The 24,969-nt window shown below is 39.6% G+C and carries 22 protein-coding genes; 21 read left to right on the top strand and 1 reads right to left on the bottom strand.

Annotation, left to right across the window (positions count from 1 at the left end):
* Positions 1 to 57: 57 nt before the first annotated feature.
* The 3 genes from HMPREF2987_RS02725 (at position 58) to HMPREF2987_RS02715 (ending at position 2,203) form a co-directional block, all read left to right on the top strand.
* Entirely contained in the window at positions 58 to 993 is a 936-nt protein-coding gene (locus tag HMPREF2987_RS02725; RefSeq protein WP_075229235.1) for a manganese-dependent inorganic pyrophosphatase, read from the top strand.
* Between the two features lie 63 nt (positions 994 to 1,056).
* Positions 1,057 to 1,569, top strand: coding sequence for a YiiX/YebB-like N1pC/P60 family cysteine hydrolase (locus tag HMPREF2987_RS02720; protein ID WP_075229234.1), 513 nt, complete (start codon positions 1,057 to 1,059; stop codon positions 1,567 to 1,569).
* Positions 1,553 to 2,203, top strand: a complete 651-nt coding sequence (locus tag HMPREF2987_RS02715) for a DUF1803 domain-containing protein (protein WP_075229233.1) — start codon at positions 1,553 to 1,555, stop codon at positions 2,201 to 2,203. The genes HMPREF2987_RS02720 and HMPREF2987_RS02715 overlap by 17 nt, the downstream gene beginning before the upstream one ends.
* Before the next feature lie 192 nt (positions 2,204 to 2,395).
* On the opposite strand, the gene HMPREF2987_RS02710 is transcribed toward HMPREF2987_RS02715, so the two are convergent.
* Entirely contained in the window at positions 2,396 to 3,841 is a 1,446-nt protein-coding gene (locus HMPREF2987_RS02710; RefSeq protein ID WP_075229232.1) for a UDP-N-acetylmuramoyl-L-alanyl-D-glutamate--L-lysine ligase, read from the bottom strand.
* Between the two features lie 105 nt (positions 3,842 to 3,946).
* Here HMPREF2987_RS02710 and HMPREF2987_RS02705 point away from each other — a divergent pair, with 105 nt between their 5' ends.
* The 18 genes from HMPREF2987_RS02705 to nadE all read left to right on the top strand — a co-directional run bounded on the left by HMPREF2987_RS02705 (position 3,947) and on the right by nadE (position 24,749).
* Positions 3,947 to 5,569, top strand: a complete 1,623-nt coding sequence (locus HMPREF2987_RS02705; RefSeq protein ID WP_075229373.1) for a putative polysaccharide biosynthesis protein — start codon at positions 3,947 to 3,949, stop codon at positions 5,567 to 5,569.
* 190 nt (positions 5,570 to 5,759) lie between these two features.
* A complete protein-coding gene (locus HMPREF2987_RS02700) occupies positions 5,760 to 7,718 on the top strand; it encodes a peptide ABC transporter substrate-binding protein (protein ID WP_075229231.1) in 1,959 nt (652 codons plus the stop codon).
* A gap of 145 nt (positions 7,719 to 7,863) precedes the next feature.
* Positions 7,864 to 8,958, top strand: coding sequence for a cystathionine gamma-synthase (locus HMPREF2987_RS02695; protein WP_075229230.1), 1,095 nt, complete (start codon positions 7,864 to 7,866; stop codon positions 8,956 to 8,958).
* A 4-nt stretch (positions 8,959 to 8,962) separates the two neighbouring features.
* Positions 8,963 to 10,129 (top strand): MalY/PatB family protein, encoded by a 1,167-nt coding sequence (locus HMPREF2987_RS02690; protein ID WP_075229229.1) that lies wholly within the window; start codon positions 8,963 to 8,965, stop codon positions 10,127 to 10,129.
* 92 nt (positions 10,130 to 10,221) lie between these two features.
* Positions 10,222 to 13,308, top strand: coding sequence for a pilus expression-regulating Snf2 family helicase (locus tag HMPREF2987_RS02685; protein WP_075229228.1), 3,087 nt, complete (start codon positions 10,222 to 10,224; stop codon positions 13,306 to 13,308).
* Positions 13,309 to 13,366: 58 nt separating this feature from the next.
* A complete protein-coding gene (locus HMPREF2987_RS02680) occupies positions 13,367 to 13,963 on the top strand; it encodes a divisome accessory protein ZapJ (RefSeq protein WP_075229227.1) in 597 nt (198 codons plus the stop codon).
* Positions 13,964 to 13,974: 11 nt separating this feature from the next.
* The gene (gene murC, locus HMPREF2987_RS02675) at positions 13,975 to 15,309 is read left to right on the top strand and encodes a UDP-N-acetylmuramate--L-alanine ligase (protein ID WP_075229226.1); all 1,335 of its coding nucleotides are present in this window, start codon (positions 13,975 to 13,977) and stop codon (positions 15,307 to 15,309) included.
* An 8-nt stretch (positions 15,310 to 15,317) separates the two neighbouring features.
* Positions 15,318 to 15,833, top strand: coding sequence for a GNAT family N-acetyltransferase (locus HMPREF2987_RS02670; RefSeq protein ID WP_075229225.1), 516 nt, complete (start codon positions 15,318 to 15,320; stop codon positions 15,831 to 15,833).
* On the top strand, positions 15,830 to 16,324 hold the full coding sequence (locus HMPREF2987_RS02665) for a GNAT family N-acetyltransferase (RefSeq protein ID WP_075229224.1): 495 nt from the start codon (positions 15,830 to 15,832) through the stop codon (positions 16,322 to 16,324). Before HMPREF2987_RS02670 ends, HMPREF2987_RS02665 begins: the two co-directional genes overlap by 4 nt.
* A 75-nt stretch (positions 16,325 to 16,399) precedes the next feature.
* On the top strand, positions 16,400 to 18,157 hold the full coding sequence (gene mltG, locus HMPREF2987_RS02660; RefSeq protein ID WP_373878854.1) for an endolytic transglycosylase MltG: 1,758 nt from the start codon (positions 16,400 to 16,402) through the stop codon (positions 18,155 to 18,157).
* A 267-nt stretch (positions 18,158 to 18,424) separates the two neighbouring features.
* A complete protein-coding gene (gene greA, locus HMPREF2987_RS02655) occupies positions 18,425 to 18,907 on the top strand; it encodes a transcription elongation factor GreA (RefSeq protein WP_075229222.1) in 483 nt (160 codons plus the stop codon).
* 80 nt (positions 18,908 to 18,987) lie between these two features.
* A complete protein-coding gene (locus tag HMPREF2987_RS02650; RefSeq protein ID WP_075229221.1) occupies positions 18,988 to 20,361 on the top strand; it encodes an amino acid permease in 1,374 nt (457 codons plus the stop codon).
* Between the two features lie 98 nt (positions 20,362 to 20,459).
* Complete coding sequence (locus tag HMPREF2987_RS02645) at positions 20,460 to 20,870, top strand: GNAT family N-acetyltransferase (RefSeq protein ID WP_075229220.1); 411 nt, start codon at positions 20,460 to 20,462, stop codon at positions 20,868 to 20,870.
* Positions 20,871 to 20,926: 56 nt separating this feature from the next.
* A complete protein-coding gene (locus HMPREF2987_RS02640) occupies positions 20,927 to 21,523 on the top strand; it encodes an HAD family hydrolase (RefSeq protein ID WP_075229219.1) in 597 nt (198 codons plus the stop codon).
* A gap of 149 nt (positions 21,524 to 21,672) precedes the next feature.
* Positions 21,673 to 21,882 (top strand): helix-turn-helix transcriptional regulator, encoded by a 210-nt coding sequence (locus tag HMPREF2987_RS02635; RefSeq protein WP_075229218.1) that lies wholly within the window; start codon positions 21,673 to 21,675, stop codon positions 21,880 to 21,882.
* Positions 21,872 to 22,360, top strand: a complete 489-nt coding sequence (locus HMPREF2987_RS02630) for a DUF6773 family protein (RefSeq protein ID WP_075229217.1) — start codon at positions 21,872 to 21,874, stop codon at positions 22,358 to 22,360. The genes HMPREF2987_RS02635 and HMPREF2987_RS02630 overlap by 11 nt, the downstream gene beginning before the upstream one ends.
* A gap of 107 nt (positions 22,361 to 22,467) precedes the next feature.
* Positions 22,468 to 23,928: a nicotinate phosphoribosyltransferase gene (locus HMPREF2987_RS02625; RefSeq protein ID WP_075229216.1), complete on the top strand. Its 1,461-nt coding sequence runs from the start codon at positions 22,468 to 22,470 to the stop codon at positions 23,926 to 23,928.
* A complete protein-coding gene (gene nadE / locus HMPREF2987_RS02620; RefSeq protein WP_075229215.1) occupies positions 23,925 to 24,749 on the top strand; it encodes an ammonia-dependent NAD(+) synthetase in 825 nt (274 codons plus the stop codon). The genes HMPREF2987_RS02625 and nadE overlap by 4 nt, the downstream gene beginning before the upstream one ends.
* The last annotated feature ends 220 nt before the right edge of the window (positions 24,750 to 24,969 follow it).

The following is a 24,969-nucleotide window of genomic DNA, read 5'->3' as shown; positions in this document are numbered from 1 at the left end:
TTGTCAAAAATTGAAAAAAATGCTACAATAAAGAGAATAAAGAAACGAGGTATTATCATGTCTAAGATTCTAGTATTTGGTCACCAAAATCCAGATTCAGATGCTATTGGTTCATCTGTAGCCTTTGCCTATCTTGCAAAAGAGGCTTATGGATTGGATACAGAAGCGGTGGCTCTCGGAACTCCAAATGAAGAAACAGCTTTCGTATTGAACTATTTTGGTTTGGAAGCACCGCGTGTTATCGCATCAGCTAAAGCAGAAGGCGCAGAACAAGTCATCTTAACAGACCACAATGAATTCCAACAATCTGTATCAGATATCGCTGAAGTAGAAGTTTATGGTGTTGTAGACCACCACCGTGTGGCTAATTTTGAAACTGCAAGCCCACTATACATGCGTTTGGAGCCTGTTGGATCAGCATCTTCTATCGTTTACCGCATGTTCAAAGAGCATGGCGTAGCTGTTCCAAAAGAAATTGCAGGTTTGATGCTTTCAGGTTTGATTTCAGATACCCTTCTTTTGAAATCTCCAACAACACACCCATCAGATAAAGTCATTGCTCCTGAATTGGCTGAATTGGCTGGTGTGAACTTGGAAGAATACGGTCTTGCAATGCTCAAGGCTGGTACAAACTTGGCAAGCAAGTCAGCAGATGAATTGATCGACATCGATGCAAAGACTTTTGAATTGAACGGCAACAACGTACGAGTTGCCCAAGTGAATACAGTTGATATTGCTGAAGTTTTGGAACGTCAAGCTGAAATCGAAGCAGCTATCCAAGCCGCAAATGAAGCTAACGACTACTCTGACTTTGTCTTGATGATTACAGACATCGTCAACTCAAACTCAGAAATTTTGGCTCTTGGTGCTAATATGGACAAGGTAGAAGCAGCTTTCAACTTCAAACTTGAAAACAACCACGCTTTCCTTCCAGGTGCTGTTTCACGTAAGAAACAAGTGGTACCACAATTGACTGAAAGCTTTAATGCATAATCATAGATGGGAAAGCCCATTGTTAAAAAGGAGTTTCAACTCCTTTTTTTCTAGGAGAGAAAGATGTTAGAAAATGGCGATTTGATTTTTGTGAAAGATGATTCGGATATAGGACAGGCAATCCAGGAATCTACTGGTCACTATAGCCATGTGGCCATCTTTTTGGACGGACAGATCTATCATGCTAGTGGGAAAGCTGGTGTTGTTTGTCAAAAACTAACAGAATTTCTTGAATCTGAATGTCTTTACGATATCTATAGCTATCCAAAGATAGATATTCAAAAGGTAAAGAAAAGAGCAGACCAACACCTAGGAGCTCCTTATAATTTTTCTTTTTACCCAGATAGTGATGCTTTCTATTGTTCCCAATATATCGCAGACATTCTACCGATTTTTGAAACCATTCCTATGAAATTTGGTGATGGGGAGCAGGAAATCAGTGATTTCTGGAGAGGGTATTATAAAGAACTAGGATTAAGTGTACCTCTGAATCAGCCTGGCACTAACCCTAGTCAATTAGCAACATCACCACTTTTAGTTTGTAAAGAAAGGAATCTTCATGATTCAGATTTTTAATCCATCTCGCTTGACGCGACAATCATTCTTTAGAGATTTGGTAGACTATCTTGATCAGCATGATGATGTTATCCTACGTGAAATCAAGGCTCAGTTTCCAGAGGTACCAGTTGACAAGTATTTGGAGGAATACATTAAAGCGGGCTTGATCTTGAGAGAAAACAAACGCTATTATCTTAATCTTCCCTTTCTAGAATCTACAGAATCTCTTGAACTAGACCAAGAAATCTTTGTGAGAGATGATAGTCAAATCTATCAAGAAATCCTAGAGAAGCATTTTCAGACCGAATTGCGCAATCAAACCAATGCAGCTATCTTAGAAGAGCATACAGATTTTGCAAGAGAAAAGATGACCTTGTCTAATTACTTTTACAAGGTCAAGTTCCAGTATCCACTGACGCAAGAACAGCAGAGACTGTATGAATTTTTAGGGGACGTAAATCCTGAGTATGCCCTCAAGTATATGACAACCTTTTTGCTAAAATTTCTCAAAAAAGATCAACTCATGCAGAAACGCAGAGATATTTTCGTTGATAGCCTAGTCTTATTAGGTTACATCGTTCAAAATGAAGATGGGAAATATGAGTTGGCTGTAGAATTTGATAAAGAAAGATTCATCTTCAGAAAAAAATAGAAGAGAGAGTGGGACAGAAATCGGTAATTCGTTAGAATTCGATTTCGTCGTCCCACCTCCGCACAGTTGAGTAGGGCTGTAAAAGCTGATGAAATCAGCGTAGAAGAGCCCACTCAACCACTGCGTCTTGCTCGGCAATCCAAAGACAATTGAGAGGCTAGGACTTTTGTCCCAGCCTCTTCTTTAAATATACTATAGATAACGTTCAGCGATGGCTGCATCTCCTGGATAGTCTTCCTTCTTACCTTGGATAATTTGATAGCAGTCAGCTCCTTTACCAGCGATAATAACAGCGTCCAGTTCTTGACTTGTAACAGACATAGCAGCCTTGATAGCTTGCTCGCGATCGACAATCTTTTCAACAGGATGATGGATATAGCTACTGATTTCATCTGCAATGGCCATCGGATCTTCATAGTTTGGATCATCAGCTGTTAGAAAGACTTGAATTTCAGGATGTTGATCGAGGAGAAGTCCAAAGTCCTTACGACGGCTTTCTCCCTTGTTTCCAGTTGAACCAAGTACTAAAGCAATCTTTCCAGTTTGATGAGTTTCAACGACAGAGATTAGTTTTTTTAGACTGTCACCATTGTGGGCGTAGTCGATGAAAACTTTAGCACCATTTTTCTGAGTGAGAACCTCCATGCGTCCAGGAACGCGAGTAGTCGCAATCCCTTTTTTGATGTCTTCAAGACTAGCACCTAGACGAAGACAAGCAAGTCCAGCAGCGACAGCATTCTCTTGGTTGAAATGTCCAATTAGTTGGATGTCATAATCTCCTGCTAATTTACCAGTAGCTGAGAAGCTAAAGGCTTTGGAGTTCTCGATTTGGTTACTTGACTGGCTACCGTAAAAGTCATGCTCTTGGTTCTCAACTTGCTCTTTTAAGACAGAGAAGTGGTCCATATCGCTATTAATGACAACTGCTCGGCTATTTTTCATCAAGAGACGCTTGTGGTAGAAGTAGTCTTCAAAGGTTGGATGCTCAATAGGACCAATATGGTCAGGACTAATGTTGAGGAAGACACCGACATCAAAGGTCAGTCCGTAGACTCGTTTAACCAAGTAGGCTTGGCTGGATACTTCCATGATAAGGTGGGTTCTTCCATTATCAACTGCTTGAGCCATCATATCAAAGAGATCAATGCTTTCAGGAGTTGTTAGAGCAGATTTAAAGAAAGTCTTACCGTCCAAAGTCGTGTTCATGGTTGATAACATAGCTGGACGATGTTGTTGACTTAAGATGTTGTAGGCGAAGTAAGCTGCGGTTGTTTTTCCTTTAGTACCAGTGAAAGCAAGTAATTTTAATTTCTTCTGAGGGTTGCCATAAAACTCCATGGCAATCAAACTCATAGCCTTCTTAATATTGCTAACAACGATAACGGGAATATCTACTTCATAGTCTTGTTCTGCTACATACCAACCAAGTCCTTGTTCAATTGCCGAAAGGAGAAATTCTTTTTTGAAGGCTGCTCCTTTGACAAAAAAGAGGCTATTTTTTTGTGCTTTTCGGCTATCGTAGCAGATGCTATCAAAAACGACATCACTGTAGTTGTAGTGGTAATGTCCTTGGTCGATGATCTCACGGAAGAGACCATCTTTCTTTAAAATATCTAATATAGTTTCAATCTTTATCATACTTTCTATTGTAAACCTAAAGTCTGAATTTTACAAGTAACAAGGAAAAGTTTATAATGGAAGATAAGGAACTTTTCCTAGTGATTAAAAATGAATGAGGAAGTTATGTCTAACGAAAATAATCATCAGCAGGCTCAGATGTTACGCGGGACTGCATGGCTTACAGCTAGTAACTTTATCAGTCGCCTGCTCGGAGCTATTTACATCATTCCCTGGTATATCTGGATGGGGACTTATGCTGCTAAGGCCAATGGACTCTTCACTATGGGTTACAATATCTACGCTTGGTTCTTGTTGATTTCGACAGCAGGTATTCCTGTTGCAGTCGCAAAGCAAGTTGCTAAGTATAATACCATGCATGAGGAAGAACATAGTTTTGCCCTGATTCGGAGTTTCCTAGGCTTTATGACAGGACTTGGTGTGATCTTTGCTTTAATCTTGTATCTCTTTGCCCCTTGGTTAGCAGACCTTTCGGGTGTTGGTAAGGAGCTCATCCCCATTATGCAAAGTCTAGCTTGGGCGGTCTTGATTTTCCCATCCATGAGTGTGATTCGTGGATTTTTCCAAGGGATGAATAATCTTAAGCCTTATGCCATGAGCCAAATCGCTGAACAGGTCATTCGTGTTATCTGGATGCTCTTAGCAACCTTTATCATCATGAAGCTGGGTTCAAAAGATTATCTATCAGCAGTAACTCAATCTACTTTTGCTGCTTTTGTGGGAATGGTAGCTAGTTTTGCAGTCTTGCTTTATTTCCTATATAAAGAAGGATTGCTTCAAAAAGTTTTTGAAACTCGAGATAAGATTGATAGTAAAGGTCTCTTGATTGATACCATTAAGGAAGCTATTCCTTTTATCTTGACTGGTTCGGCTATTCAGCTTTTCCAAATCTTGGACCAGATGACCTTTATCAATAGTATGAAGTGGTTTAGCAACTACAGTAATGAAGACTTGGTTGTCATGTTTTCTTATTTTTCTGCCAATCCAAATAAAATCACCATGATTCTCATATCAGTTGGAGTTTCCATTGGTAGTGTAGGATTACCACTTTTAACTGAGAACTATGTCAAGGGGGATTTGCAGGCAGCTGCTCGTTTGGTGCAAGATAGTATCACCATGCTCTTCTTATTCTTACTTCCAGCAACTGTTGGAGTAGTCATGGTTGGTGAACCTCTCTATACAGTCTTTTACGGTAAGCCAGATAGTTTGGCTATGGGCTTGTTTGTCTTTGCAGTTTTACAGTCAACCATTCTTGGTTTGTACATGGTCTTGTCCCCTATGCTTCAAGCCATGTTTAGAAATCGCAAGGCTGTTCTTTACTTTGTCTATGGATCTATTGCCAAAATCGTTCTACAATTACCATCAATAGCGATTTTCCATAGTTATGGTCCTCTCATTTCAACGACTATCGGTCTTATCATCCCGAATGTCTTGATGTACCGTGATATCTGTCAGGTTACTGGTGCGCGTCGAAAAATTATCCTGAAGAGAACAATCTTAGTTACTATTTTGACTTTAGTCATGTTTATTCTGGTAGGCCTCATACAATGGATTCTTGGATTTGTTTTCCATCCAACTGGACGTTTCTGGAGCTTCATCTATGTCGCCCTAATCGGAACAATCGGTGGTGGTCTCTACGGAGTCATGTGTCTCTATACTCGTCTCTTGGATAAGGTTATTGGACAGGCAAAAGCGGACCAGTTGCGAGAACGCTTGAAAATATCATAATAGTTTATAAATAAAATGAACAATTTGAACTTTCAACTCTAAAAAAGTTTAAATTGTTCATTTTTTATTTAAAAAAGAGAGAAAAAAATAAAAATTGTAGAAAAAAGATTAATTTATGTCTATAATCGCTTGACTAAAAAAAACAATAGCTGTATAATGATACAAATATTTAAATTTGGAGGTTCTGGAAATGAAAAAGTCTAAGGCAAAATATCTGACGCTGGCAGGCCTTGCCCTAAGTGCCGGTCTACTATTGGCAGCTTGTAGCAACTCAGCTAGTTCAACTAAAACATACAACTATGTCTATTCTAGCGATCCGTCTAGTTTGAACTATCTTGCAGAAAACCGTGCAACAACCAATGACATCGTTACCAATTTGGTAGATGGGTTGATGGAAAATGACCAATACGGTAACTACGTTCCATCCTTAGCAGAGGATTGGAGTGTTTCTCAGGACGGTTTGACATACACTTATAAACTTCGTAAAGATGCTAAGTGGTATACCTCTGAAGGTGAAGAATATGCTCCAGTAACTGCCCAAGATTTTGTAACTGGTTTGAAATATGCTGCTGATAAGAAATCCGAAGCTTTGTACCTGGTTCAAGATTCTGTAGCAGGTTTGGATGACTATATCAACGGGAAAACAACTGACTTTTCAACTGTCGGTGTTAAGGCGATTGACGACCAAACAGTTCAGTACACTTTGACACGACCAGAATCTTATTGGAATTCTAAAACAACATCAACCATTCTCTTCCCTGTCAATGCAGACTTCCTGAAATCAAAAGGGGATGATTTTGGTAAGGTGGATCCTTCTAGTATTTTGTACAATGGACCTTTCTTGATGAAATCCTTTGTTTCAAAATCTGTCATCGAATTCAAGAAAAATCCGAACTACTGGGATGAAAAAAATGTCTTTGTGGATGATGTGAAATTGGCCTATTATGATGGTAGTGACCAAGATGCACTAGCTCGTAACTTTGTAGAAGGAGTCTACAGCTACGCACGTCTCTATCCAAATAGCTCAAGCTTTGAAGGAATTAAAGAGAAGAACAAGGATAACATCATCTATAGTATGCAAACTGCAACTTCTTATTACTTGAACTTCAACTTGGACAGAAAATCTTACAACTTCACGTCTAAATCCTCAGATATCGAAAAGAAATCAACCCAAGAAGCAGTTTTGAATAAAAACTTCCGTCAAGCCTTCAACTATGCTTATAACCGCACAGCCTATGGAGCTCAATCTCAAGGGGAAGATGGAGCAACGAAGATTATTCGTAACCTGGTTGTACCTCCTACATTTGTAAGTATCAACGGAAAAGACTTTGGCGATGTTGTTTCAGAAAAGATGGTCAACTATGGCCAAGAATGGCAAGGAATCAACTTTGCAGATGCGCAAGACCCATACTACAATCCTGACAAGGCTAAGGCTAAGTTTGCAGAAGCTAAGAAAGAATTGGAAGCTAAGGGTGTGCAGTTCCCAATCCACTTGGATGTATCAGTTGACCAATCATCTAAAAAAGGTGTACTTGAAGCAAGTTCTTTGAAACAATCCATCGAATCTGTCTTAGGGGCTGAGAATGTGGTTATCGATATCCAACAATTATCAACAGACGACTTTGATAACTCTAGCTACCTCGCTCAAACCGCAGCTCAAAAAGACTTTGACATCTATAATAGTGGTTGGAGTGCTGACTACTTGGATCCATCAAGTTATCTTGATATCTTAAATGTCAATAACGGTGGTATGTTGCAAAACATTGGTCTAGAACCAGGTGAGGTCAATGACAAGGCTAAGGCAGTTGGACTCGATACTTACACTCAAATGTTAGAAGAAGCGAACAAGGAGCAAGAACCAGCGAAACGTTATGAAAAATATGCTGAAGTTCAAGCTTGGCTCGTTGATAGCGCCCTTGCAATTCCAAACGTTTCCCTTGGTGGAACACCGACCTTGAGAAAGACAGTTCCATTCTCATCACCATTCTCACAAGCTGGAAATAAGGGGGTGGAATCATACAAGTACCTCAAGTTGCAAGATAAGACTGTAACGGCTGATGAGTATGAAAAAGCTAGACAAAAATGGCTGAAAGAAAAAGAAGAATCTAATAAAAAAGCCCAAGAAGAATTAGCTAAACACATTAAATAATCAGTCTATTCAACAGGAAAAACGATAGTTTCTTAAGAAGCTATCGTTTTTATATAGTTTGAAACTATAACTAGCTCTTGAAAACAAGAAAACGAAGGATACAAAATAAGTGGTACAATAGTTACTATAGATTTGGAGGTATTGTATGAGTAAATCATTTCACATCAACACAATTTTAGCACAAGCAGGGATCAAGTCTGATGAGGCAACAGGTGCTTTGGTTACACCTATTCACTTTTCAACGACTTATCAGCATCCAGAATTTGGTCAATCAACTGGATTTGACTATACCCGCACCAAAAACCCAACTCGTAGCAAGGCAGAGGAAGTTTTAGCAGCTATTGAATCTGCCAAGTATGCTTTGGCGACTAGTTCAGGGATGTCTGCGATTGTCTTAGCCTTTAGCGTTTTTTCAGTAGGAAGCAAGGTTTTGGCTGTCCGTGATCTTTATGGTGGTTCTTTCCGCTGGTTCAACCAAGTGGAGCAGGAAGGCCGTTTCCATTTTACCTATGCCAATACAGAAGAAGAGTTGATTGCTGAGTTAGAAAAGGACGTGGATGTTCTCTATATCGAAACACCAACCAACCCTTTGATGTTGGAATTTGATATCGAAAAACTAGCAAAATTGGCTCATGCTAAGGGTGCCAAAGTGGTGGTGGACAATACCTTCTACAGCCCTATCTACCAACGTCCGATTGAAGATGGAGCAGATATCGTTCTTCATTCAGCAACCAAGTATCTAGCAGGACACAATGATGTCTTGGCTGGAGTGGTTGTGACCAATAGTTTAGAACTATACGAGAAGCTCTTTTACAATCTCAATACGACAGGGGCAGTCTTGTCTCCATTTGACAGTTATCAATTGATTCGTGGTCTCAAGACCTTGTCTCTTCGTATGGAGCGCTCAACAGCTAACGCCCAAGAAGTGGTTGCCTTTTTGAAGGATTCTCCAGCAGTTAAGGAAGTTCTCTACACTGGTCGTGGGGGCATGATTTCCTTTAAAGTAGCCGATGAAACACGCATTCCTCATATTTTGAACAGCCTCAAGGTCTTCTCTTTTGCGGAAAGTTTGGGTGGGGTAGAAAGTCTTATTACTTATCCAACGACACAAACTCACGCTGATATTCCAGCAGAAGTGCGCCATTCTTATGGTTTGACAGATGACCTCTTGCGCTTGTCTATTGGTATTGAGGATGCTAGAGATTTGATTGAAGATTTGCGTCAAGCCTTGGAAGGATAAAACTATGGGAAAATATGATTTTACGACTTTGCCCAATCGTTTTGGACACCATACCTACAAATGGAAAGAAGCAGAAACTGACCGAGAAGTATTGCCAGCCTGGATTGCTGATATGGACTTTGAAGTGTTGCCTGAGATTCGTCAGATAGTCCATGACTATGCAGAGCAATTAGTTTATGGTTATACCTATGCTAGTGATGGCTTAATTGAAGCTGTTCAAAACTGGGAGGAAAAGCAGCATGGTTATCGCTTTGATAAGGATGCTCTAGTCTTTATCGAAGGAGTAGTACCTGCCATTTCAACAGCTATTCAAGCCTTCACCAAGGAAGGCCAAGCAGTGCTCATTAACACACCGGTTTATCCTCCTTTTGCTCGCAGCATTAAGCTCAATAATCGTAGACTAATCACCAACTCTCTAGTAGAAAAAGATGGACTTTTTGAAATTGACTTTGTCCAACTAGAAAAAGACTTAGTTGAAAATGAGGTTAAACTTTATATTCTTTGTAATCCCCACAATCCAGGAGGACGTGTCTGGGAGAAGGAAGTCTTAGATAAGATTGGACAACTGTGTCAAAAACATGGAGTCTTGCTAGTTTCAGATGAGATTCACCAAGATTTAGCCTTGTTTGGAAACAAGCACCAGTCATTCAATACGGTAAATGAAGCCTTCAAAGAATTTTCACTAATTTTAAGCAGTGCTACCAAAACTTTCAATATTGCAGGAACCAAGAATTCTTACGCTATCATCGAGAATCCTAAGTTAAGACTTGCTTTCCAAAAACGCCAACTTGCTAATAATCAACATGAGATTTCAGGTTTGGGATATTTAGCAACAGAAACTGCCTATCGCTATGGTGAAGCTTGGTTGACAGAACTCAAAGAAGTCATCGAAGAACACATCAACTATGTAGTGGATGTATTTGGCAAAGAAACTAAAATCAAGGTCATGAAACCTCAAGGGACCTATCTCATTTGGCTTGATTTTTCTGCCTATGGTTTGTCCGAAGAGGATTTACAGGGACTATTGAAAAATGAAGCCAAGGTTATCCTGAATAGAGGCTTGGACTTTGGTGAAGAAGGAGCCCTCCACGCTCGCTTAAATGTAGCCATGCCTACATCCGTCTTGGAAGAAGTTTGCCAACGAATCATTATCACTTTCGCTAAACTTTAAGAAGCTAGCCTTTTAGGAGAAAAGTACTCCTAGAAGGCTATTTTCATGGGAAGAAATATGGTATAATTAAGAGATAAAGTAAAGGGGAAAATATGGCTAAATTGATTCCAGGAAAGCTTCGAATGGAGGGGGCTCAACTCTACGAAACTGGTAAGATCCAAATCATCAAAGAGGAAAATCATCGCCTATATGCTCGTGTAGGGGAGGCTGAAATTCGCTATAGTCTAGATGATCAACTGGTTTTTTGTGCTTGTGACTTTTTTCAAAAAAGAGGGTTCTGTGTCCATTTGGCAGCGCTAGAACATTACCTGAAAAATGATCATTTGGGTCAAGAACTTTTACAGAAACTAGAAAATGGGCAGGAAAAGAAGGAGGAAGTCGAAACCCAAGTGACCTTTGGGGGACGTTTCCTAGAGAGTATACAAGCTACTAACTCGCCTAAAATCTATCAGTTAGCCGCTCAGGGGCAAGTTGAAGCTGGAACCAATCGTATTATTTGGACTTTGAGGGTTGGTCTTATCCAGACCCAGAAGTTTTATGTAATTCGAGATATCCCTCTCTTTCTGAAGGTTCTAGAAAATAGTAAACCTTATATGATTGGTAAGCTATATGAAGCTTCCTTGAAGCTTAGTCAGTTTGATGAGACTAGCCAGTTTGTCTTAAATTTTCTTCAGGGAATTGTAGAAGATGAGGCTGAAAATGTCCTCTTTTTCCAGAATCAAGGTCGTCACCTCTATTTTCCTCTATCCTTTTTTGAACAAGGTGTCACTCTTTTGATGGATTTAGATGAATTTCAATTTGACCATCAAATTTCGAGCTATCATCATCTTCTCTTTCAAGACTTGGATGGCCAAGCAGGATTATTTACCTTTGATATCAAAGAAAATCCTGACTACTATGAAATGGAAATCTTTGAGCGGGAACGAGTCAATCTTTTCTATAAAGGGCGGGTTTTATTTACCAAAGGCATGTTTTATCTCTTGTCGAGAGAGCAGGCAGGATTGCTGGAGAAATTAAGAAAACTACCTCTAGATAGTAAGGGAAGAAAAGTTCTCCAGTTTGATACTAGTGATCGCGATAGATTAGCTTCTTCCTTGTCTCAATTTAGGAATATTGGAGAAGTTCAGGCTCCACAAGGACTTCAGATTAAAACTTTCCGTCCCTCTTTTTACATGGATAGAGAAGAAGATGGTTCGATTCGTTTGGAGATGCAGTTTCAATACGATACCTGCTTGGTAAGTAATCGTAGGGAACTGGAAAATCTTCCCTTTGCCAGCGATATTCAACTGGAGAAACGTATTTTTCAACTAGCTCTATCAGCTGGATTTGAAGCTGATTTTCGTTCTTGGCGTCAAAGCTTCAAGGCTGAAGCAGTCTATGCTTTCTTTCACGAGACGTTGCCAGCTTTTGAAGCGCTTGGAAAACTTAGGATTTCGGAGAGTCTCCAAGATCTCTATCAAGTTCAAAGTCCCCAGATAGAGATTTCATCTAAAGGCCATTTATTAGAGATTCAATTTGATTTTAAAGATATTGCCAAAGAAGAGATTGATCTTGCGATGAAAGCCCTAGTTGCCAATCAAGACTTTTATATCAGCTCATCTGATCAGGTCTACTTCTTCGATGACCAAACCAAGCAGATTCGTCAGAATTTGAAAGAACTGGGAATAGAAGACTTGAAAGATGGGGCATTTCGAGCTCGTAAGTCCCTAGCTTATACCTTATCTCATTTATTTAAGGATCAAGAGCAGATTTCTTTTACGGAAGAATTCCGTCATTTGGCCCATGATTTGACACATCCAGAAGAATTCCCGATGCAGAAATTGAATATTCAAGCAGAATTAAGGGATTATCAGAAAAGGGGAATTCAGTGGCTTCAAATGCTCCATCATTATGGCTTTGGCGGTATTTTAGCAGATGATATGGGGCTTGGGAAGACCTTGCAAACTATTGCCTTTTTAAGTAGTCAGGTTCAAGCAGATACTAGTGTCCTAATCCTTGCTCCATCTGGCTTAATCTATAACTGGGCTGATGAATTTCAAAAGTTTGCTCCAGATTTGGATGTTGCGGTCGTGCATGGCTTAAAATCTCATCGAGAGTCAATTTTGGCAGAAAATCATCAGATTTATGTTACAAGCTATGCTACTTTCCGTCAGGACAGTGAGATTTATCGAAACCTATCTTTTGATTTTCTCTTTTTAGACGAAGCTCAGGTCATGAAAAATGCTCAGACCAAGATAGCGCAAAGTTTGCGACAGTTTGTAGTTCCATCTGTCTTTGCACTCTCAGGAACTCCAATTGAAAACCACTTAGGAGAGCTTTGGTCGATTTTTCAGATTGTCTTACCAGGCCTCTTGCCAACTAAAAAAGACTTTATGAAACTACCCGCTGAGAGAGTCGCTCAATTTATCAAGCCTTTTGTCATGCGACGGAAGAAAGAAGATGTGTTGACTGAGTTACCTGATTTGATTGAAGTAGTCTACAAAAATGAACTTGATGATCAGCAAAAGGCTATTTATCTAGCTCAACTGCAACAAATGCAGGAACACTTAGGACAGGTAAGCGATTCGGAATTTCAACGAAATCGTGTCGAAATTTTAACGGGTCTCATGCGTCTTCGTCAGATTTGTGATACTCCAGCACTCTTTATGGAGGATTACCAAGGAGAAAGTGGGAAACTGGATAGTCTACGAGACTTGCTGACTCAGATTGCTGAAGGAGGTCATCGTGTACTCATCTTTTCACAATTTAGAGGTATGTTGGATCGGATTGAGCAAGAATTGCCTGAATTAGGCTTGACATCCTTTAAAATTACTGGTTCAACGCCTTCACAAGATCGTCAAGAGATGACCAAAGCCTTTAATCAAGGTGAGCGCGATGTATTCTTAATTTCTCTAAAGGCCGGTGGGGTTGGTCTCAATCTTACTGGTGCCGATACAGTTATCCTGGTAGATTTGTGGTGGAATCCTGCGGTTGAATCACAGGCTATCGGCCGCGCCCATCGTATGGGGCAAGAGCAAGCTGTAGAAGTTTATCGCTTGGTGACCCGAGGTACAATAGAAGAAAAAATTCAAGAATTACAAGAAAAAAAGAAAAATCTGGTTTCAGAAGTTTTGGATGGAACAGAGTCCCGAGGCAGTTTGAGTCTGGCTGAAATTCGAGAAATTTTAGGGATTTCATAAGCCTAGACTTGAAAAATCAAGACATTACGCTATAATGGAGTATTGAAAGGGAATAAAAATGAAGCAAAAACGATTTCCAATAGTGGCAGATGATGAAGTCATGTTGACAGAAATGCCAGTTATGAATCTTTACGATGAGTCGGATTTCATCAGTAATATCAAGGGGGATTACCAGGATAAAAACTACTTGGACTGGTCTCCTATTGTTAAAGAGAAAAAACAAGAGGAAGCCCAGCCCCTTGTAGAGAAGACTGAGAAAAAAGAAAAATCTTATGCTGAACTGGCACGTGAAGAAGCGCGTGCGGATTTGAAAAAGAAACGTTCAGCTAAGTATTTGACCCAGGACGTGAGTCATACAAGACGTCATACCAAGACAAGTATTGTGAGACAGGCAAATCAACCAACCGCACCTTTCCAAAAGGAAAATCCGGGAGAATTTGCTAAATACAGTCAAAACTTGAGCCAATCTCACTATATTCTGGCAGAAACAGTTTCTCAAGTGGATAGTCCTTCGCCAACTAGCGAAAAGTCTCATCCTAAGAAAAACAACTATGACTTTTTAAAGAAAAGTCAAATTTATAACAAAAAAAGTAAACAAAAAGAACAAGAGCGTCAAGTAGCTCAAGAGCTCAACTTGACTAGAATGAGTGAATAGAGGGGAAGAAAATGGCAAAAACCTATCATTTTATCGGAATCAAAGGATCAGGTATGAGTGCCTTGGCTTTGATGTTGCACCAAATGGGGCATAAAGTTCAAGGTTCTGACGTTGAAAAGTACTACTTTACACAACGTGGACTAGAGCAAGCAGGAATTACAATTTTACCTTTTGATGAAAAAAATCTTCAAGGAGATTTAGAAATTATCGCGGGTAATGCCTTCCGTCCAGATAACAACGTTGAAATTGCATACGCGGACCAAAATGGTATCAGCTATAAACGTTATCATGAGTTTCTTGGTAGCTTTATGCGTGACTTTATCAGTATGGGAGTTGCTGGTGCACACGGTAAGACGTCAACAACTGGTATGCTTTCTCACGTCTTGTCACACATCACTGATACAAGCTACTTGATCGGAGATGGTACAGGTCGTGGTTCTGAAAATGCCAAGTATTTTGTCTTTGAATCAGACGAGTATGAGCGCCATTTCATGCCATATCACCCAGAATACTCTATCATTACTAACATCGATTTTGACCACCCTGACTATTTCACAAGCTTGGAAGACGTCTTCAACGCCTTCAATGATTATGCCAAACAAATTACCAAAGGTTTATTTGTCTACGGTGAAGATGCTGAGTTGCGTAAGATTACAGCAAATGCCCCAATCTATTATTACGGTTTTGAAGCAGACAACAATGACTTTGTAGCTAGCGATTTGCTTCGTTCTACAACAGGTTCAACCTTTACCGTTCACTTCCGTGGTCAAGAGTTGGGCCAATTCCATATTCCAACCTTTGGCCGTCACAATATCATGAATGCCACTGCAGTAATTGGTTTGCTTTACATAGCAGGATTTGACTTGGATTTGGTTCGTGAACACTTGAAGACTTTTGGAGGAGTGAAACGTCGTTTTACAGAAAAGATTGTCAATGATACAGTGATTATCGATGACTTTGCCCACCATCCAACAGAAATCATTGCAACGCTAGATGCTGCACGTCAGAAATACCCTAGCAAGGAAATCGTGGCAATTTTCCAACCACATACCTTTACTCGTACAATTGCCTTGTTGGATGACTTTGCTCAAGCCTTGAATCAGGCTGATGCCGTTTATCTAGCGCAAATCTACGGTTCAGCTCGCGAAGTAGACAATGGTGATGTCAAGGTTGAAGATCTTGCAAGTAAGATTAATAAGAAAAATCAAGTAATCACAGTTGAAAATGTTTCTCCACTCCTAGACCATGACAATGCTGTCTATGTCTTTATGGGAGCTGGTGACATCCAAACTTATGAATACTCATTTGAGCGTCTCTTGTCAAACTTGACTAGCAATGTTCAATAAGGAATATCATGGAATTTTCAATCACTATTCGGGAGGTTCAGCCATCAGATTTAGAGTCAATCTGGCTGATAGGAGAAAGCAACTCTGACTCCCAAGATGAAATTAGTATAGAAATGATAAAAGAGCGTATCCGCAACCATGCGGGTACGTTTCTGCTAGCCAGCCTTAATGAAGAAATCATTGGTTATATCATTGGTGACGAACTCACGAAGTTCACTCAAAGTGATTCTAGGAAGCAGCTTGAAGCAGCAATTCCTGACACGAGTGACTTTATCACTATTTTAGATCTTGCCGTCCATCCTGATTATCAAGGACAAGGATTTGGGACCTTGTTGTTAGGAGCTATGAAGGAGTATGCATTTCAGAAAAATAGACCAGGCCTCTATTTGCTGTCTAGGGATGAATTGCTGGCTTACTTTGAGATGAATGGATTTCTTGACCGAGGTTTAGCTGATGTGCCAACTAGTAGTGAAACTTATTTTCATATGTTTTGGGCAAATCCCTATTTTCAGGAGGAAAGATGATTATTAGACAAGCAAGGCTTACAGACCTTGATCGTATCCTAGAGATTGAGTTGGAAAATTTCTCTGCTGAGGAGGCTATTCCTCGATCTGTCTTTGAAGCTCATCTGAAGGAAATTAAGACCAGTTTCTTAGTGGCTGAAAAGGAGGGACGAATCCTTGGTTACGTTGAAGGACCGGTAATGCCTCACCGATATTTACAAGACCAGTCCTTTACAGAAGAAGTTAAAGATTATAGTCATCAAAAAGGTGGCTATATTTCTGTGACTTGTCTATCCATTGCAAAGAAAGCTCAGGCCTTGGGAATCGGTCGCAAACTCTTGGCAGCATTGAAAGAAGTTGCTCTTGAACATGAACGAGAAGGGATCAATCTAACTTGTCACAACTACCTCATTGCCTATTATGAAAAACATGGATTTATAAATGAAGGAAAATCCAAGTCAACGTTTGCGGGTGAGGAATGGTATGATATGGTCTGGGAAAACAAGAATTAGGCTCTAGAAGGGCATCTATGGTTGCTTTTCTTTGGTTTTTAAGATATAATATTATGGATTATCAACAAGGAGGTAATACCTTTGAGCGAAAATTCAAGAGATGAAGAAAAATTAAGTTTTAAGGAACAAATTTTACGAGACTTAGAAAGATTGAAAAGGGAAGAAGGGCTTGACACTAGTGAGAGTAGCAAGGATGATCTTTTCCCTGATTTCAGTAATCTTTCAAAGACAGAAGAACCAGTGAAAGAGCCATCTGTAGAAGACTTGATGGTAGACTCAGTTTCACTTGTGGATGAACTGCTTGCTAAGGCTCCAACAGTTCCCCCACGTCCATCTTTGGGACCAGATGAACCTGTTGAACCAGTTGCAGTTCCAGAAGAAGTTGCCCCTACTGAACCAATAGTAGCTACAGAACCAGTAGCACCTACTGTAGATTCAGTTGAACCTCCAGTTGAGCCTCTTGCTCCTCCTCAGCCAGTTCAAGAGGAGAAGGAGTTTATTCCTAATTCGACTAGGATTCCAGTTTCTTATCGTACCAATCAAGCCAAACCAAGTCCGGCTAGAAAGGCTATTAAGCCACAACCAAAACTAACAGATTTTGCTAAGGAGACACCTGCTCAAGAGCCGGTAGCTCCAGTTGATACAAGAAATGATCTACCTAGAAGAAGTCGTACAGAGTCAGTTAAGCCAACTAAGAAAAAGAAAAAATCACGCTTGAAAGGATTTTTCGTAACACTCTTTGTGTTATTGGTTCTACTAGGTGTAGGTGGTTTCTTTGGTTACCAATATGTTGAATCTGCACTTCAACCTGTTGATGCAAGTTCTAAAGAGTATATCACCGTTCAAATCCCCGAAGGTGCTAATACTCAGGAAATTGGTGAAACTTTAGAAAAATCTGGTTTGGTAAAACATGGTTTGGTCTTTAGCCTCTATGCAAAGTATAAAAACTACTCTGATTTAAAATCTGGTTACTATAATTTGCAAAAGAGCATGAGTACAGATGATCTCATCAAAGAGTTGCAAAAGGGTGGAACACCAGAACGTCAAGAAGTTTCACTTGCAAGCTTAACAATCCCTGAAGGTTATACAATTGATCAAATCGCAGAAACAGTTGGTCAACTTCAAGGAGAGTTTAAAGAAGCATTGACTGCGGAAGCATTCTTGGCCAAGGTTCAGGATGAAACTTTTATCTCACAACTAGTTGCTAAGTATCCAACACTTCTTGAAAGTTTACCAACTAAGGAAAGTGGTGTTCGTTACCGTCTAGAAGGATACCTTTTCCCAGCAACTTATGCCATCAAAGAAAGCACAACTGTTGAAAGCTTGATTGATGAAATGGTAGCAGCTATGGATAAAAACTTATCAACACACTATGCTGCAATCAAAGAAAAGAACTTGACAGTGAATGAACTCTTAACTATTGCATCACTTGTTGAAAAAGAAGGTTCAAAAACAGAAGACCGCAAACAGATTGCTGGAGTTTTCTATAACCGTCTCAACATCGGTATGCCACTTCAGAGTAACATTGCTATTCTCTATGCAGAAGGGAAACTAGGAAAAAATATTAGTTTGGCAGACGATGCGGCAATTGATACCTCAATCAATTCACCATATAACGTTTATCTGAACCTAGGGCTAATGCCTGGTCCAGTGGATAGTCCAAGTTTGGATGCAATTGAAGCAAGTATCAATCAAACTAAGAGTGAAAACCTATACTTTGTTGCCAATGTACAAGATGGCAAGGTTTACTATGCGACAACACGAGAAGAACATGATCGAAACGTTGAAGAGCATGTAAACAGTAAACTGACACAATCAAGCAGTTCAAACTAAGCCTTTCCGACCTGATAAAAGCGCCTGAAATTTTTAAATTTCAGGCGTTCGGAAAGTTTGAGAGTGACATAGTTTTAGAAACTATTTTAGATTGAGTTCAGAAATGAAAGTTTCAGTGCTCAATGTCTACCTAGTGATTTTTTAAGAAATCACTAGAAACCATCATGACTTACGAAAAGTCATAAAAAGAAAATTATGTGGTTTACCACATAATTTTGCTTTACTACCTATAAAAATATAAATTTAATTAAAAGAAAGTTGAGAAAAATGGCAGAAAAAACATACCCTATGACCCTTGAGGAGAAGGAAAAACTCGAAAAAGAATTAGAGGAGTTGAAACTAGTTCGTCGTCCAGAAGTTGTTGAACGCATCAAGATTGCTCGTTCATATGGTGACTTGTCAGAAAACAGTGAATACGAAGCAGCGAAAGACGAGCAGGCTTTTGTTGAAGGACAAATCTCAAGCTTGGAAACAAAAATCCGTTATGCTGAGATTGTTAACAGTGATGCAGTTGCTCAAGATGAAGTTGCAATCGGTCGAACTGTCACTATCCAAGAAATTGGCGAGGACGAAGAAGAAGTATATATCATCGTGGGTTCAGCGGGTGCAGATGCCTTTGCAGGAAAAGTATCAAATGAAAGTCCAATCGGGCAAGCCTTGATTGGTAAGAAAACAGGCGATACAGCTACAATTGAAACACCTGTTGGTAGCTACGATGTTAAAATCTTAAAAGTTGAAAAAACAGTTTAATAGGATATGAAAAGGAGTAGATATAAGGAAAGCGCTTCCTATCACTCTTTTTTTTAATTTTAAAAACAAGAGGAGACTATATGAATTCAGAAAACAAGCACAAAAAGAAAAATAAAATGGAGCGTGGTTTGACCAATCGCCATGTTCAAGTCATGGCCATTGCGGGAACCATTGGGACAGGACTTTTTCTAGGAGCAGGGCGATCTATTAGCTTAACTGGTCCTTCAATCGTTTTAGTTTATATGATTACTGGTGGTTTTATGTATCTCATGATGAGGGCTATCGGTGAAATGTTATATCAAGATCCAGAACAACATACCTTTATCAACTTTATTACGCGTTACCTAGGTCAGGGCTGGGGTTATTTCTCAGTTTGGTCTTACTGGTTATCAGTAGTTTTTATCGGGATGGCTGAGATAACAGCTGTTGCCCATTATGTTCAATTTTGGTTTCCATCTTGGCCTTCTTGGTCTATTCAGCTCGTTTTTTTAACAATCCTTGGTCTAGTTAATCTGATCGCGGTTAAAATTTTTGGTGAAGTCGAATTTTGGTTTGCCATGATTAAAATTGTTGCTATTCTCGCTATGATTGCAACTGGAATTTTTATGGTCTTGACAGGATTTGAAACACCATACGGATCAGCAAGCCTTTCAAATATCAGTCACCAGTTTTCTCTCTTTCCAAATGGGGGAATGAACTTTGTTATGGCCTTCCAGATGGTTTTCTTCGCCTATCTTATGATTGAATTTATCGGGGTAACAACCTCTGAAACCAAGAATCCAAGAAAAGTATTGCCCAAGGCAGTTAAGGAAATCCCCTTGCGAATTATCTTTTTCTATGGAGGAGCCCTTTTAGCCATCATGTCTATCATTCCTTGGGGTGAGCTATCTTCTGCGGATTCACCCTTTGTAACTGTTTTTGAACTTGCTGGTCTTAAGTGGGCCGCCGCCTTGATTAATTTTGTTGTCTTGACTTCGGCAGCTTCAGCCTTAAATTCAACTCTTTACTCTACAGGTCGACACTTGTACCAAATTGCTCATGACTCTCCAAATAGCTTTTTGAAAGCCATTAAGGCTGATACTCTGTCTCGTCACAATGTTCCTCAGAATGCTATTATAGCCTCGGCTGTCTTGATTGGTCTAGCAGCCTTCATCAATGTCTTACCAGGTGTATCAGATGCCTTTGCCCTGATTACAGCATCTTCATCAGGTGTTTATATTGCAATCTATATCTTGATCATGCTAGCCCATCTCAAATACCGCAAGTCCAAAGACTTTATGGCAGATGGTTACCTCATGCCCCAGTATCGCTTGCTGAATCCCATAACGATCCTCTTTTTTGTCTTTGTATTTGGAACTCTCTTTTTACAAGAATCAACCTTTATGGGAGCAGTTGGCTCAGCTATCTGGATTGTCGTCTTTGGAATCTATAGTCAGTGGAGATTTAGAAAATAAGTTATAAGCTCATCAACTCAGGTTGATGAGTTTTCTAGTTTGACAGCTCTTGGTAATAAGACTATAATCAAGCTATAAGTATCTTCGAGGAGGTTTGGATGCAGTTAAGATTGGAAAATACAGAGTCTCAGAAAGCGCAAGAAATAGGCGATTTGATTCGTTCTTATAATCGATCAAAAAGAGAAAAAGCTGAAAGCGAGCCACTTAACCTTTATGTCGAAGATGAACATGGTGAAATCATGGCTGGTTTAGTAGCAGAGACTTTCGGGAATTGGTTAGAAATTGAGTATTTATTTGTGAAGGAGGACTTGCGAGGACAAGGAATCGGCTCCCAACTATTACAGCAAGCAGAAAGTGAAGCTAAAAAGAGAAACTGTCGCTTTGCTTTTGTGAATACCTATCAGTTTCAAGCGCCAGCCTTTTATCAAAAGCAGGGCTACAAGGAAGTCTTTACTTTAAAAGACTATCCCTACTCAGGACAAAGGCACTATTATCAAAAAGATTTATAACATAAAAATAGAGATTGAAGCAAAGATTGCTATTCGATTAACAATAGAGGTTGATAATGGATATTATACTAGACATGGGAAATGTTTTATTAGAATGGAATAAGGATAAGATTTTACGAGGTGTGGTAAAAACAGAGAAGGATTATATGATATTGGACAAGGCGATCTTTCAATCAGGTCTTTGGGAAAGATTAGATCTCGGAACCCTGACCAGAGAAGAGTTGGTCTTGAAAGTTATTTCCATGATTGGAAGCATATATCAAGAAAAGGTTCAAGAAGTAGTCTGGAATTGGCCTTCTTACATTGAAATTTACACGGAAGTCTTTCCTCTTCTTGTACGTTTAAAGGAAAAAGGCCATCGTATTTTTGTTTTGTCAAATACATCACCAGTTTTTTATGAATTATTAGAGGAACAACTCTCTCCTTTAAATGAAATCTTAGATGGTTTCGTCCTTTCTTGTGATATCAAGGCCATCAAACCAGATCCAAAAATGTTTGAAGAAATCCTCCATAAATATCAGTTGGATCCAGTAAATTGTATTTTTCTGGATGATGTAAAAGATAATACCAAGATGGCAGAAAGTTTAGGCATCAAAGCCTACCAAGTCAAACAGAGAAGTGACGTTGTAGATATTTTGAAAAAATTTGAATAAACATAGAACTCTCTATCATGTAAGTGGTAGAGAGGTTTTTGTTAAAAAAATCGCACAAAATGTAATGTATATATTGCATAATGTAAAATATATGATATAATAAAGTTGAAAAAGAAGCGCGACTTTTAAAATTAAGGAGGAGGTAACAAGTGGCTAAGAATTTAAAATTAAAGTTAGCTCGAGTGGAGCTTGATATGACACAAGGTGATTTGGCAGAAGCTGTGGGTGTCACTAGGCAGACTATCGGCTTGATAGAAGCAGGAAAGTACAATCCTTCGCTTTCACTTTGCCAATCCATTTGTAGATGCTTAGGGAAAAGTCTAGATCAATTATTTTGGGAGGAAGAAGATGAAAAATAGATTATTTTATTATCAATTACTGGATGAAAGAGAAGAACAACTGATGAACAAAGCAGGTGCAGAAACTTTTCATATCTCTATAGGATTATTATTCCTAACTTACTTAATTGCAGTATTAGCGCCAAGTCTTTTTAATCCGAGTATGATGCTCATCATTATCATTATTGGGACTTTTTACTTTTTCAACCGAGCTCGCAATCTCGGTGTGACCTACTATAGTCGGTTTCATTTTAAGATTCAGGGATGCCTATTAGTGACACTGCTAATCACAACTATTTTAATGCTGCAAAACTACCAGTTCAATATAGATAGTTATCAGCATAATCCATTGAACTTCAAATACCTTTCTGCTTGGTGTTTTACCTATGTCTTTTATCTTCCTTGGGTATTTATCGGAAATCTGGGGTTAAAAAGTTATGGGCAATGGGCTCAGAAAAAGTTTGAGCAGGATATGGATGAGCTAGAGAGTATGGAATAGCTTGTTAGTTTTTTATCCATCTTAATAAAATGTGTTATAATATTACTAATTTATGAGAAAAGAAGAAACATTTTCATCTTTTTACAAATAGGGAAGAAGGACAGTATATGTACCCAGATGACAGTTTAACTTTGCACACAGATTTGTATCAAATTAACATGATGCAAGTTTACTTCGACCAAGGCATTCATAACAAGAAAGCAGTTTTTGAAGTTTATTTCCGCCAACAACCCTTTAATAACGGCTATGCTGTTTTTGCAGGTTTAGAGAGGATAGTAAAATACCTAGAGAACTTACGCTTCTCAGATAGTGATATTGATTATCTAGAATCACTTGGTTATCATGGAGAGTTTTTAGACTATCTCCGTAATCTCAAATTGGAGTTGACAGTACGTTCTGCCAAAGAAGGGGACTTGGTCTTTGCTAATGAGCCAATCGTTCAGGTGGAAGGTCCACTGGCTCAATGTCAATTGGTGGAAACAGCTCTCTTGAACATCGTCAACTTTCAAACTTTGATAGCGACCAAGTCTGCTCGTATTCGTTCTGTCATTGAAGATGAGCCTTTGATGGAATTTGGAACACGTCGTGCACAAGAAATGGATGCAGCGATTTGGGGAACGCGTGCTGCTGTAATCGGTGGTGCAAATGGAACCAGTAATGTCCGTGCTGGTAAGCTCTTTGGAATTCCGGTTTTAGGGACTCATGCTCATGCTTTAGTTCAAGTTTATGGCAATGATTACCAAGCTTTCAAGGCTTATGCCTCAACTCACCGTGATTGTGTCTTTCTTGTAGATACTTATGATACTCTTCGTATCGGTGTTCCTGCTGCCATTCAGGTTGCAAGAGAATTAGGTGACAAGATTAACTTTAAGGGTGTTCGTATTGACTCTGGTGATATCGCCTATATTTCTAAAAAAGTTCGTCAACAACTGGATGAGGCTGGATTTACAGATGCTAAGATTTATGCATCAAATGACCTTGATGAAAATACCATCCTTAACCTCAAAATGCAAAAAGCTAAGATTGATGTCTGGGGTGTCGGGACTAAGCTCATTACAGCCTATGACCAACCAGCTCTAGGAGCAGTTTATAAGGTTGTTGCCATTGAAGATGAAAATGGTCAGATGCGCAATACTATCAAACTTTCAAACAATGCAGAGAAGGTTTCAACACCAGGTAAGAAGCAAGTTTGGCGAATCACCAGTCGTGAAAAAGGCAAGTCTGAAGGTGACTACATTACTTACGATGGTGTAGATGTTACTAGTATGACGGAGATTAAGATGTTCCATCCGACCTATACTTACATCAAGAAAACTGTCCGCAATTTTGATGCTGTTCCTCTCTTGGTAGACATTTTCAAGGACGGTAAGCTGGTCTATGATTTACCAAGTCTGCCTGAAATCCAAGCTTATGCTCGTAAGGAATTTGACAAGCTCTGGGACGAATACAAACGTGTTCTGAACCCACAACATTACCCTGTAGACTTGGCTCGTGATGTATGGCAAGATAAGATGGACTTGATTGCTAAGATGCGTAAGGAAGCTCTAGGTGAAGGAGAAGAAGAATGAGTTTGCAAGAGACCATTATCCAACAATTGGGCGTAAAACCAGTGATTGATGCCCAGGAAGAAATCCGTCGTTCCATTGACTTTCTAAAACGATATTTAAAGAAACATCCTTTCCTGAAAACTTTTGTGTTAGGAATCTCTGGAGGACAGGACTCGACTTTAGCGGGACGCTTGGCTCAACTAGCCATGGAAGAAATGCGAGCTGAAACCGGTGATGATTCTTATAAATTTATAGCAGTTCGCCTGCCTTATGGAATTCAAGCAGATGAGGATGATGCCCAAAAAGCCCTAGCTTTTATCCGACCAGATGTGAGCTTGGTCGTTAATATCAAGGAATCTGCTGATGCTATGACAACAGCAGTGGAAGCAACAGGCAGTCCTGTTTCAGATTTTAACAAGGGAAATATCAAGGCTCGTAGTCGTATGATTGCCCAATATGCACTCGCAGGAGCTCATAGTGGAGCAGTTATCGGGACTGACCATGCTGCGGAAAATATCACAGGTTTCTTTACCAAATTTGGTGACGGTGGTGCAGATATTCTCCCACTTTATCGCCTCAATAAACGCCAAGGAAAACAACTTTTGAAGGAGCTTGGAGCTGATCCAGCCCTCTATGAAAAAATCCCAACAGCAGATTTGGAGGAAGAAAAACCAGGTATTGCAGACGAAGTAGCCTTAGGAGTTACTTACAATGAAATTGATGATTACCTCGAAGGTAAGCAAGTCAGCCCAGAAGCTCAAGCAACCATTGAAAAATGGTGGTACAAAGGCCAACACAAACGCCATCTACCAATCACCGTATTTGATACGTTTTGGGAGTAAAAACCTCTGGGGGAGGTTTTTACCCCGAGCCTGAAAATAGAAAAGCGAGGAAAGTCCGGGGGACCTTGAACCCCGAGTCTAGAAATAGGGAAACGAGGCAGGTCGGTAACTCGAAGAGTTCGATTTCGTAGTCTCACCCCCGCAAGGCTGACTAGGCTTGATAAAGCGTATTTCAAGCCAGACAGATACTGCGTCATGAATTAGAGGGAACTGTTATTAT

Source organism: Streptococcus sp. HMSC067H01 (assembly GCF_001814775.1).
Lineage (GTDB): Bacteria > Bacillota > Bacilli > Lactobacillales > Streptococcaceae > Streptococcus.
The sequence above is the reverse complement of the archived record's forward strand: the minus strand, read 5'-3'. Positions and strand labels throughout refer to the sequence as shown.